This is a genomic window from Streptococcus parasanguinis CC87K (assembly GCF_000507765.1).
Lineage (GTDB): Bacteria > Bacillota > Bacilli > Lactobacillales > Streptococcaceae > Streptococcus > Streptococcus parasanguinis_J.
Genome location: NZ_KI669404.1, coordinates 1 through 10,828, shown reverse-complemented (window position 1 = coordinate 10,828; position 10,828 = coordinate 1). Strand labels below are relative to the sequence as shown.

The 10,828-nt window shown below is 39.8% G+C and carries 12 protein-coding genes and 9 tRNA genes; all 21 read right to left on the bottom strand.

The annotated features are described in order from the left end of the window. Positions 1-108 precede the first annotated feature (108 nt). The 21 genes from purC to HMPREF1195_RS09230 all read right to left on the bottom strand — a co-directional run bounded on the left by purC (position 109) and on the right by HMPREF1195_RS09230 (position 10,819). Positions 109-816: a phosphoribosylaminoimidazolesuccinocarboxamide synthase gene (gene purC / locus HMPREF1195_RS09325; protein ID WP_023920025.1), complete on the bottom strand. Its 708-nt coding sequence runs from the start codon at positions 814-816 to the stop codon at positions 109-111. A 150-nt stretch (positions 817-966) separates the two neighbouring features. Then, entirely contained in the window at positions 967-1,215 is a 249-nt protein-coding gene (locus HMPREF1195_RS09320; protein WP_023920024.1) for a phosphopantetheine-binding protein, read from the bottom strand. A 3-nt stretch (positions 1,216-1,218) separates the two neighbouring features. Continuing rightward, positions 1,219-2,214 (bottom strand): phosphate acyltransferase PlsX, encoded by a 996-nt coding sequence (plsX, locus tag HMPREF1195_RS09315; protein ID WP_023920023.1) that lies wholly within the window; start codon positions 2,212-2,214, stop codon positions 1,219-1,221. Continuing rightward, positions 2,211-2,990, bottom strand: coding sequence for a DNA repair protein RecO (recO, locus tag HMPREF1195_RS09310; protein WP_023920022.1), 780 nt, complete (start codon positions 2,988-2,990; stop codon positions 2,211-2,213). The genes plsX and recO overlap by 4 nt, the downstream gene beginning before the upstream one ends. Beyond that, positions 2,974-4,155 carry a pyridoxal phosphate-dependent aminotransferase gene (locus tag HMPREF1195_RS09305; protein WP_023920021.1) on the bottom strand — a complete coding sequence of 394 codons (1,182 nt, stop codon included), beginning with the start codon at positions 4,153-4,155 and terminating at the stop codon, positions 2,974-2,976. The genes recO and HMPREF1195_RS09305 overlap by 17 nt, the downstream gene beginning before the upstream one ends. 154 nt (positions 4,156-4,309) lie before the next feature. Next, on the bottom strand, positions 4,310-5,167 hold the full coding sequence (srtB, locus tag HMPREF1195_RS09300) for a class B sortase, LPKTxAVK-specific (RefSeq protein ID WP_023920020.1): 858 nt from the start codon (positions 5,165-5,167) through the stop codon (positions 4,310-4,312). Positions 5,168-5,258: 91 nt separating this feature from the next. Next, complete coding sequence (locus HMPREF1195_RS09295) at positions 5,259-5,693, bottom strand: LPKTxAVK-anchored surface protein (RefSeq protein WP_023920018.1); 435 nt, start codon at positions 5,691-5,693, stop codon at positions 5,259-5,261. 280 nt (positions 5,694-5,973) lie between these two features. Next, complete coding sequence (locus HMPREF1195_RS11250; protein ID WP_023920017.1) at positions 5,974-6,114, bottom strand: hypothetical protein; 141 nt, start codon at positions 6,112-6,114, stop codon at positions 5,974-5,976. 48 nt (positions 6,115-6,162) lie between these two features. Continuing rightward, a complete protein-coding gene (locus tag HMPREF1195_RS09290; protein WP_021154183.1) occupies positions 6,163-7,137 on the bottom strand; it encodes a ribose-phosphate diphosphokinase in 975 nt (324 codons plus the stop codon). Positions 7,138-7,308: 171 nt separating this feature from the next. Beyond that, positions 7,309-8,550: a peptidoglycan hydrolase PcsB gene (pcsB, locus tag HMPREF1195_RS09285; protein ID WP_023920016.1), complete on the bottom strand. Its 1,242-nt coding sequence runs from the start codon at positions 8,548-8,550 to the stop codon at positions 7,309-7,311. Positions 8,551-8,643: 93 nt separating this feature from the next. Further along, positions 8,644-9,144 carry a rod shape-determining protein MreD gene (gene mreD, locus HMPREF1195_RS09280; RefSeq protein WP_023920015.1) on the bottom strand — a complete coding sequence of 167 codons (501 nt, stop codon included), beginning with the start codon at positions 9,142-9,144 and terminating at the stop codon, positions 8,644-8,646. 1 nt (position 9,145) lies between these two features. Further along, positions 9,146-9,964: a rod shape-determining protein MreC gene (mreC, locus tag HMPREF1195_RS09275; protein ID WP_023920014.1), complete on the bottom strand. Its 819-nt coding sequence runs from the start codon at positions 9,962-9,964 to the stop codon at positions 9,146-9,148. A 62-nt stretch (positions 9,965-10,026) separates the two neighbouring features. Continuing rightward, positions 10,027-10,114: transfer RNA gene (locus HMPREF1195_RS09270), tRNA-Ser, on the bottom strand. A 4-nt stretch (positions 10,115-10,118) separates the two neighbouring features. After that, positions 10,119-10,192 (bottom strand) — tRNA-Ile (locus HMPREF1195_RS09265). Positions 10,193-10,225: 33 nt separating this feature from the next. Then, positions 10,226-10,296 (bottom strand) — tRNA-Gly (locus HMPREF1195_RS09260). A gap of 16 nt (positions 10,297-10,312) precedes the next feature. Beyond that, positions 10,313-10,385 (bottom strand) — tRNA-Phe (locus HMPREF1195_RS09255). A 3-nt stretch (positions 10,386-10,388) separates the two neighbouring features. After that, positions 10,389-10,462, bottom strand: a tRNA-Met gene (locus HMPREF1195_RS09250). A gap of 13 nt (positions 10,463-10,475) precedes the next feature. Continuing rightward, positions 10,476-10,565: transfer RNA gene (locus HMPREF1195_RS09245), tRNA-Ser, on the bottom strand. Between the two features lie 10 nt (positions 10,566-10,575). Beyond that, positions 10,576-10,649: transfer RNA gene (locus HMPREF1195_RS09240), tRNA-Ile, on the bottom strand. 16 nt (positions 10,650-10,665) lie between these two features. Then, positions 10,666-10,739: transfer RNA gene (locus HMPREF1195_RS09235), tRNA-Met, on the bottom strand. A gap of 6 nt (positions 10,740-10,745) precedes the next feature. Then, positions 10,746-10,819 (bottom strand) — tRNA-Pro (locus tag HMPREF1195_RS09230). Positions 10,820-10,828 lie beyond the last annotated feature (9 nt).

The following is a 10,828-nucleotide window of genomic DNA, read 5'->3' as shown; positions in this document are numbered from 1 at the left end:
TAAACATCTGTCAAGCTACCAAGATCACGACGGAGTGAAAAGGTCTAGTAGTCCTTGTCAGCCTGAGTCCTTTTACTTGAAAGACGAAGGTTTTCCGTTTCAAAAAGATTACTTCAAGCCTTGTAATTTCTCCAACACAACCTGATATACATCCGTTAGACTGCCCAAATCTCTACGGAAAACATCCTTGTCCATGTGGTGCCCTTCCGCATCCCAAAGGCGGCAGTTATCTGGAGAGAATTCGTCTGCCAAGATAATCTTGCCATCCTTATCAAAACCAAATTCCAATTTGAAGTCAATCAAACGAAGACCAATTTGTGCAAACCAATCTTTCAGCAATTCATTGATACGACGCGTTTCTTCCTTAATATAAGCAATTTGTTCATCATTGGCAATATCCAAAAACTTCACATGCTCGTCATTGATGAATGGATCGTCCAACTCATCGTTTTTATAGTAAAATTCAACGATTGGAGTTTCCAAATCCAAACCTTCTTCAACGCCAAAACGTTTAGAAAAAGAACCCGCAGTAACATTACGAAGAACAACTTCCAAAGGAATGATTTTCACTTTCTTGTTGAGTTGTTCGGTATCAGAGATACGTTCGATAAAGTGCGTCGCTACTCCCGCAGCATTCAATTTTTCAAAAATAAGAGACGAAATCTGATTATTTAGCACACCTTTTCCCTTAATAGTCTCCTTACGAGCCCCATTTAGCATGGTTGCCTGATCCTTATAGACCGACTTAATCACATTTTCGTCCTCAGTAGTATAGATATCCTTAGCTTTTCCAGTATAAATCAGTTGATTGGTCATGACTTTGTTCGCCTTTCGTATTTTATCACCTTCATTCTATCACATACAAAGTGGATTTTCAATAAATTTCCGTACAATATAGGCAGAAACCGAATGAAAAGGACAGAAAAAAAGATCATCCAGAACAATCTCTGAACGATCCCTTTTAAACTAGTTACTAGCAGTTCGTTTTTCGATATAGTCAACGACATCTCCTACCGTGTTAAAGTCATCAATAGCCTTGTCTGGAATCTCCAATTGGTATTCATCCTCAAGATTGATAATAAATTCCATCAATTCAACAGAGTCGGCTTGTAAATCCTTACGCAAATCTGATTTCAAAGAAACTTGGAAATCAGGTCCCTTGCGGTCTTTGAGAAATTCCTCAATTGTAGCTAAAATTTCGTTTTGTTTACTCATACATTATCCTTCCTTCGATAATTCCTTCACTGATTTTCCAACAACATCTGTCTCTAACATAGTCCGAATCTGACGAATGGTACTATAGACTGCTTTTGCATCACTCGAACCATGCGTTTTAACAACAGGTGCTTGAAGGCCAAATAAAACCGCTCCTCCAACATCTGAGAAATCCAAGGTTTGTTTCAATGATTTCAACCGGTCCTTGAGGAGAAAAGCTCCTAGTTTCGCCTTCCAGTTTCCAGTAGCAATCGCTTGTTTCAGTTGCTTCAAGATTCCAAAAGCTGTTCCTTCCATCGTTTTCAAAACAGCGTTTCCCGTGAAACCATCCGCCACAACAACATCTGCAACACCATCCATCAAATCACGCGCTTCCACATTTCCAACAAAATGAATCGACGCATCCTCAGATAACAATTGGTAAGCTTCCTTGCGCAAAGGATCTCCCTTACTAGCTTCTGTCCCATTATTCAATAGACCCACACGTGGTTTTTGAATCCCACGAACGTTTTCCGCATAGTAAGACCCCATCACAGCATACTGATGCAAGTGCTCTGGTGTATTTTCCGCATTGGCACCTAAGTCCAACATGTCATACCCGCGACCATCAACTGTCGGAAGTGTGGACATCAATCCAGGGCGTTCCACTCCTTTGATACGGCCAACGATAAAGAAGCCTGCTGCCAACAAAGCACCTGTATTCCCTGCAGAAAGCATGGCATCGACCTCACCAGCCTTCACATCCTTGGCAGCCAAGACCATAGAGGCCTGTTTCTTCCGACGAATAGCACGTGCCGGCTCATCATCTGAATCGATTTTTTCCTCCGTATGAACAATTGATACACGCTCTGTAGCGGTTAAATAGTTTTTAATTTTTGCCTCATCACCATACAAGACAATCTCAATATCATCAAAATCACGAATAGCTTGATTCACACCTTCTACCAAGGCTTGAGGTGCATTATCGCCCCCCATTGCATCTACTGCAATTTTTTTCATGTTTCACCTCCAGATGAATCTTTCATAATCGCTCCCCAATCACTTAAGGAATCGATAAACTTTTTAGCTTTTAAATGGATCCCTACATACTCCTCATACAACTGATCAATTGCCTGACGTAGAGCTGCTTTCATCTCCGCTTGTAGAGAAATCGTCTCTAGCTCACTGAATCGCACTGCTTGAAACTGATCCAATAAATAGAGAACATTTGGATGCCAGTGAGCGCGTCTCTCATCCTGATCATAATGATCCGGACAAAGGACCCCACTATACCGGAAGGAATAGTCAAAAGGAAGGCCAACCCGATGGCAGAAACAGCATTCATGCAGATTCAAGACAACCCCAAACCGCGATAGAATCTGAATCTCAAAAATATTGGTCAAAACCTCATAATCCAAGCCTTCTTCCATCAAAGACAGGGTCTTTTCCAAAAAAGTAAACAAGGCCGGATCCACCTGATTATCCTGAATACTGGCATCCGCAAGCGCCAAAACATAGGTCGCATAAGAAAGGGCAAAAAGATCTGCATTGATTTTCTTATAAACCTGCACATCTTGAAAATCATCAATATAACTCAACCCATCATCATTGATTTTCAGCAACATATCCGCCGTTACCAATGGTTGTAACATGGGATTCAACCGTGATTTCCCCGCATGTTTCACAAAAAACATCCGCTTACCTGACTTCTCCGTGAAGATTTTGACCAGCTTGTCATCCTCACGAAACTCCCGATTATACAGTACAATTCCCCGGGTCTCAATTGACTCCAGCATGTTCTTCCATATACTCCTTCAAGCGTTTCATAGCTTCCTTGATAACCTCCATGCTGGCTGCATACGACAAGCGCACATAACCTTCACCATATTGTCCAAAAGCAGCACCAGGAATGAAAGCAACCGCTTTTTCACGCGCAAAATCTTGTAAGAAAGCAAAGGAATCTTGATTATAACCAGCTGGGATTTTAGCAAAAATATAAAAGGCTCCATCTGGCTTAATCATCTCAAATCCAAGCGCAGACATCTTTTCGATGATATAATCCCGACGTTTCACATATTCCTTCTTCATCGGCTCTGCATCATCCCGACCAGCAGTCAAGGCCTCAATCGCAGCATACTGGTTCATCGTTCCAGCAGCTGTTACCAAATACTGATGACTCTTGATGAGTTGAGCTGTCAATACAGCCGGAGCAAAGATAAAGCCAAGTCGCCAGCCTGTCATGGCATGAGATTTAGACAAGCCATTAATAACAATGGTCTGCTCAGGGATAAATGTTGCCATGGAAACATGTGCTTCCCCTGTATAAGTCAGCTCTGAATACACTTCATCACAGATGACAAAAATCTCATATTTTTTCAAGACAGCAGCCAATTCTGACATCTGTTTGCGCGAATAAGTGACACCCGTTGGATTAGCTGGATAGTTAAGGATAACAGCCTTCAATTTTTCACCCTGCTCTAAAATCGCCTTTTCCAACTTTTCAGGCGTCAAGACAAAACGATCTGCTGTCGTATCAATTTCAACAACATCTGCTCCCACCAAATTTATAATCGGTTCATAACCAGGATAAGCCGGAGCAGGTAATAGCACTACATCACCAGGCTCCAAGATTGCTGTCAAGGTGGCAGACAAGGCTTCAGTCGCACCAATCGTCACCAATATCTCATCCTCAGGACGGTAGTGAATACCATATTTATCAGCCACAAACTGACTCGCAGCCTCACGCAAAGCCAGCAACCCACTCATCCCAGTGTAATGGCTAAAATTCGCATCAATAGCAGTCTTTCCTGCTTCTTTTATATGTTCAGGAGTTGTAAAATCCGGTTCCCCTAAAGTCAAACGCAAGACACCAGGAATGGAAGAAATTGATTGATCGAACTGACGAATCAAAGATACTTCAATCCGATTCAGATTTTTATTAAAACGTTTCGTTAAGTCCATAGAACACCTCCAAAAACACTTATATTCATTATACTATAAATAGTACCCCATCGCAAAAGAACAGCCAGGTCCCCACCTTTTGCTTACCTCCAAAGGACTTTTCAAAAATCCTTCCATGCAAAAAAGACTTAGCAATGCTAAGTCTTTCAAGTCATTATTCTTGACCACGTGTTGCCACATATTTCAATTGATCCGCATGTTTTGCCACAAAATCCTTCATTTCTGAATCAGGAATTTGACGAAGGTAGAGGTTAGAACGAATCGTTTCATCCTCTTCACGACAAGTTGACAATACTAAATACTTATCAGATGCCTTGATCTTAATATTAGGATTCTTGGTTTGACCATCCTCATAAACCTTCTTCAACTGAGTTGTAAAGTCTTTATCGTCTTTAAAGCTAGTACGATAAAAAGCAGTTGTTTCAGGAACAATGACCAAGCACATAGCTTCATAATAATACTTACGCTCAGGTGTTTCAATGACAACATATGGATGTTGATCAAAGAATTCTTGCTTATCATAAAAATTCACATCATTAAACATCCGGTGATCAGCAACCTTACTACCACGAGCATGGCCAAAGAGCCAGGTCAAACGGTCACTAAAATTCTTCTTGTTATCAGTATCCATGAAGACTGTTCCCAAATATGGTTGATAGCCACCATCAAAGGTCTTATCCAAATAAGTGGCATTATCACCAGTTTGTACTACCGGCTCATCCAACTGAGTACCAGGAGCATAAACATAGGCAATCGTTTCAGGGTTTACGGCCGTCAATTGTTCAAACCGATTTTTTAGGTAATCTTTTTCTTCTTGGCTAGGTTCATACTTTACAGTCTGTGATGAAGCACTGGTTGAAGAACCATTTGTTTTCTTAGCCGTATTAGAGGCCTTTCCACCAAATGGATTAAAGAATAAAAATCCGGCAACCACCACAACAACTGCTAAAAGAGCGACAAATAGCCCAACAATCTTCCCACCTGAAGATGTTTTTTTTGCAGAACGTTTCATAAAATAAACTCTCCTATTAGATATTTTCTCTAAAAAATATCACTGAGCCCAAGGACTCAGTGATATTTTTATGAGCTAATTAATAATCAAATTATTTAACTGCGCTTGTTTTTGGAAGAGCTTTTTGACCTGCAGCTGCTGGAGCTTTAGCGTCTTTTTTAGCATCTTTGTTTTCTTCAGTTTTAGCATCAGCTTTAGCATCAGCTTTAGCTGCACCTTCAACTACGAATTCACCTGGAATTGGTTTACCATTTTCATCCAATTTAGGTTTAACTGTTTCACCAGCTGCTTTAATTTTATCTTTAGTTGAGTCAGCATCAACATTGTTAAGACCGTTTTTAGCTGCTGGAGTAAGTTCATTGCTAAATTCTTTAGATGCGTCATCTACGAAGAAGTCTTTTCCTTCAACAGGTTTGTTGTTGTCAAGATCTCCTGTATGAACATAACCTTGGTTGTTAGCGAAAACTGGTGTTGCTGCTGCAAATACAGCAAGTGCTGCTACTGATGATAATAAAACTTTTTTCATTGTTTTATCTCCTTTTTATTTTTAAAAATATTCGTTACTTCGTAACTATGATAAGTATACTAGGATATTCTCCCTATGTCAAGAGTTTTTCTTCAATTTTTTAAAAAAAGTTTAAGATTTCTTCCTATTTGATCCCTAAAATTACGATTTAGTAACATATTATACTCATCTATTAGAATTATTCAGTTTTTGGATACTTTTACTCAATCGTTTCTCTATGAAATACACCGAACTTCCCTAATTTAACCAATCCCCTCTTCTTTTCCTCTCCAATCATTTCCTATTTTACCGCACGATTTTTGGGCAGAGTCTTTTTTGGCAAACTTGGATCTGCCTTACTTTCTAATTTTTGAGCTGCTTGAACCAATTTTCCCCGTTTTTTTTCTTTTTTTAGATTTTCCAACCATTTTCTAATTTCCATCTGTATTTCCTCCTATACAAAAGAGGCTGGTCTCCAGCCTCCTTATTGTTAACATTTTTTGGCATTTCCGATTTCAAACAGAGGGGAAAGCGGACGATTTTCGTGAATGCGAACAATGGCCTCTGCAAGAAGTTTCGCAATCGAAATTTGCTCAATCTTATCAATCAATCGATCTTCTGGTAGATAAATCGTATCCAACACGACCAACTTCTTAATGGCTGATTTTTGGATGTTGTCCATCGCTGGGCCTGATAATACAGGGTGAGTACAGCTCGCATAAACTTCAACAGCACCTGCTTCTGCAAGGGCATCCGCAGCATGACAGATTGTACCAGCTGTATCAATCATATCATCAATCAAAATACAAGTCTTGCCTTCAACACTCCCAATGATATTCATCACTTCACTCGTATTCATCTTATCGACACTTCGACGTTTATCAATAATCGCAATCGGTGTCTTCAAAAATTCAGCTAATTTTCGAGCACGAGTCACACCACCATGGTCTGGACTGACAACAACATAGTCTTTCCCAATCATCCCACGACGTTCAAAATAGTCGGCGATCAAAGGCGCACCCATCAAGTGGTCAACAGGAATATCAAAGAAACCTTGAATCTGAGCGGCGTGCAAATCAATTGTCAAGAGGCGATCAACACCAGCAACCTCAAGCATATTGGCTACCAACTTAGAAGTGATTGGTTCACGAGCTCGAGCTTTCCGGTCTTGACGAGCATAGCCGTAATATGGCATCACCACATTAATGGATTGCGCACTAGCCCGTTTCAACGCATCTACCATAATCAAAATTTCCATTAGATTATCGTTAACCGGTGAGCTAGTGGATTGCAAAATATAAACATCTTTCCCACGAATTGATTCTTCAATATTAACCTGAATTTCTCCATCAGAAAATTGACGAACCGTTGACTTTCCAAGCGGTAGCCCCATTTCACGAGACACACGTTGAGCCAATTCTTGATTTGACGACAAAGCAAAGAGCATTAAATCAGAAAATGACATGATTTCCTCCAGTAAAATCTAAAAACCATATTGTACAGTCAGCACAAATTTCTCCTGTAATCATTTTATCGCTTTTTAAGCAAATATTCAAATATTAATTTATGGAAAATACAAAAGAAAAAATCTGAAAAATAAAAGAAGCAGAACCTTTGTCCCGCTTCATGATGATTTTTAGTTTGGATAGATATAAGTAACAGTACCTTGAGCATTGACTGGGTTAAACCATCCACGGTAGTTTCCAATACTACGAACTCCTAAATAGTTAGATTCAGAAACTTGGATGCTTGTTGTAGATTGAACAGCTGTGACGACTGCTACGTGTCCATATCCACCATCATTCCAACATGCAATAGCACCAACTTGTGGTTGAGATCCTGTACGGAATCCAGCAGCCGCTGCACTTGCTGCCCATTGAGCACCGTTACCCCAGTAATCGCCAGCCCATGGAGCTAAGACTTTTGCACCCCAAGTACATTCACCAACTGGATAAGATGATGCAGATGTACTATAAGTTGGACGAGAAGTAGTTGCTACTGGTGCTGCTGCTGCTTGAGTTTGAACAGCAGGTTGAGCTGCTGCTTGAGTTTGTGCAGCCGCTGGTGTTGCAGCAGGTGTTTGTGCTGCTGCCTGAACTTGTGCTTGAAGGGTAGTATTTGCAGAAGCTTTCACAGCTGCTTGTTGTTCCTTTTGTTTTGCACGGTAAGCTGCTTCGGCTGCCGCTGCTGCCGCTGCCGCTTTTTCAGCTTCAGCTTTTTGTTGCAACAAAGCGTTCTTTTCGTTTTCAGCAGATGATTTTTCAGCTGCCAAATTCAATTGTGCCACTTTCAACTCAGCTTCTTTAGTTGACAAAGCTTGCGCATCATCTTCTAATTGCTGTTTATTTGCAATAACAGTATTGATAGCGTCGTTGTTTTCTTTTTGTTTTTGTGCAATGTCTTCTTTATCACGTTTTTGCTCTTGCAACATTTTGTTGTTAGCATCTGCAATTTCATTCATAGCAGAAATACGTGAGATAGCTTCTGTCAAAGATCCAGAGCTAACAATCGCATTAATATAGCTTGTTGCAGTCCCAGTTGTTTGAGCACTACGTGCTTGATTTGCAAGTGATTCTTGACGAGCAACAATATTTTTTGACAACTCATCGATCTCAGCTGACAATCGTTCAGATTCTTCATTCAAACGGTCATTTTCAGCTTGAAGATTTTCTTGTTGTTGTTTAATTTCAGATACTTGACCTTGGATTTGATCTACCTGAGCTTGTGCACTTTGTTGTTGTTGATTAATACTATTGATTTTGTTATCTTGAGCAGCAATCTTATCATCTGTTGAGTCAGCTGATACACCTGCTACAACAGCACCTTGTGATAAAGCAACTGTACTCAATAAGATTGTGGCAAATAATTTTTTCTTCATTAGATAAATTTTCCCTTTCTAATAAGACACTAACTAGTATAACAAATTTTTTGAAAATTTATATTACGCTATTGTTACATTTTTATTTCGAGTTTATAAATAAATCTTTTCAAGTAAAGGCTGTAATACGATCATTAGAAGCACATTCAAAATTAAACTAGGCGCAATTTGATGGATAATGAGAGTAATCCAGTTGAATTTTATACCAATAAAAATAATCAGAAGAAGATTGGTTGAAATCTGAAATATTAGAATCGTTAATAAAAATGTAAAAAAACGAGTCAATCGATTGACCAAAATAATCTGATTACACCGATAAAAAATAACCTGTAACAAAGGGAAGACTAGAAAGGCAATTCCTATAGTGCGTAAAAAATACACATCAAAACAAAAACCAAAGAGGATTCCCAACCAAATACTAGCTACCTCCGAGAAATAGAGGCTCAGTAACATAAAACCATATAGAAATAAAAATGAAGTAGGTTCAAAGGAGCTTGGACAAAAACGAGTAATAAGAAAAGAGATCTGCCCATCAACAAATAAAGATAAGAATAAGATTAAAGGGAAAAAATGGTACTTACGTATTACTTTCACACTACTCTCCAATCAATAGTACATAACGATTGACATCTAAATTAGCCTTTGGTTTCACACGAATTTCTTGCCCTAACTGATCAGATGCCTTTTGAGTAGAAGTCACTGTACCAAGAGGTAAGTCACTACTCTTATATTTTCCTAAACCACTTGTTGAAACCAGAGATCCTTTTTTAATTTCAACTGGATCTCCAATTTGCAACAACCGAAACTCACCTGTCTTCTCGTCATAACCATTTAATAAAGCAAAAATAGATTGACCTTGACTCTCGATTTTAAACGTTAGGTGTTGTGAAGAAATAGTATCTTCAACCAATAATTTCACTTTACTAGAATTTTTCTCAGTACTATCTACTACACCGATGACCCCGCCAGATGAGAGAACAAACATAGAATCAGTAATTCCATCTAAACTACCTTTATCAATTACAAATTCCTGATCCCAAGAACTATAATTACGGTCAATAATCTCACTAACAACATGTTTAGAACCAGATGCAGAATTTTTGATTGAGATCAAGTCTTTCAATTCCTTATTTTCTGATTCCAAACGACTAAGTTTTGACTGGTCAATATCCTTTTGATAAAGACGTGACTTTAAAGAGCGGTTTTCATCATTTAATTCAGATAAATTTTTTAAATCATTTGCCTTAGATTCAACAAGAACAAATGGTACCGATACAGCCTTATCAACAATAGCTAATAGATCGGAAGAATTTGAAACAATCGCATTTCTAACAGATGGGAATAGAAATAAAATTCCTGAAACAGTCAAAACAAACACCAAACTAAAAACTTTTAAGAAACGATTCAAGAACATAGACAAAACCTTCAAAAATATAAAAAATAGTTTGAGATGACATCTCAAACTTCGAAATTATACGGAGAATGGGGGATTCGAACCCCCGCGCCAGTTACCCGACCTAACGATTTAGCAAACCGTCCTCTTCAGCCTCTTGAGTAATTCTCCAAAATGGGCACGAGTGGACTCGAACCACCGACCTCACGCTTATCAGGCGTGCGCTCTAACCACCTGAGCTACGCGCCCAAGTTAAAAACTTGGTAATGAACTAATGTTCAAAGCGGGTGACGAGAATCGAACTCGCGACAACAGCTTGGAAGGCTGTAGTTTTACCACTAAACTACACCCGCTTATTAATAAAAGAAATGGCGCGAGACGGAATCGAACCGCCGACACATGGAGCTTCAATCCATTGCTCTACCAACTGAGCTACCGAGCCAAATTGCGGGAGCAGGATTTGAACCTACGACCTTCGGGTTATGAGCCCGACGAGCTACCGAGCTGCTCCATCCCGCGTTAATTTTAAAAAAGGAGGATGTGGGATTCGAACCCACGCACGCTTTTACACGCCTGACGGTTTTCAAGACCGTTCCCTTCAGCCGGACTTGGGTAATCCTCCAATATAACAATGGACCTTGTAGGACTTGAACCTACGACCACTCGGTTATGAGCCGAGAGCTCTAACCAGCTGAGCTAAAGGTCCAACAAGATCAACAATATAGCGGCGAAGGGGATCGAACCCCCGACCTCCCGGGTATGAACCGGACGCTCTAGCCAGCTGAGCTACACCGCCATAATATCGGGAAGACAGGATTCGAACCTGCGACACCTTGGTCCCAAACCAAGTACTCTACCAAGCTGAGCTACTTCCCGATCTAAAGC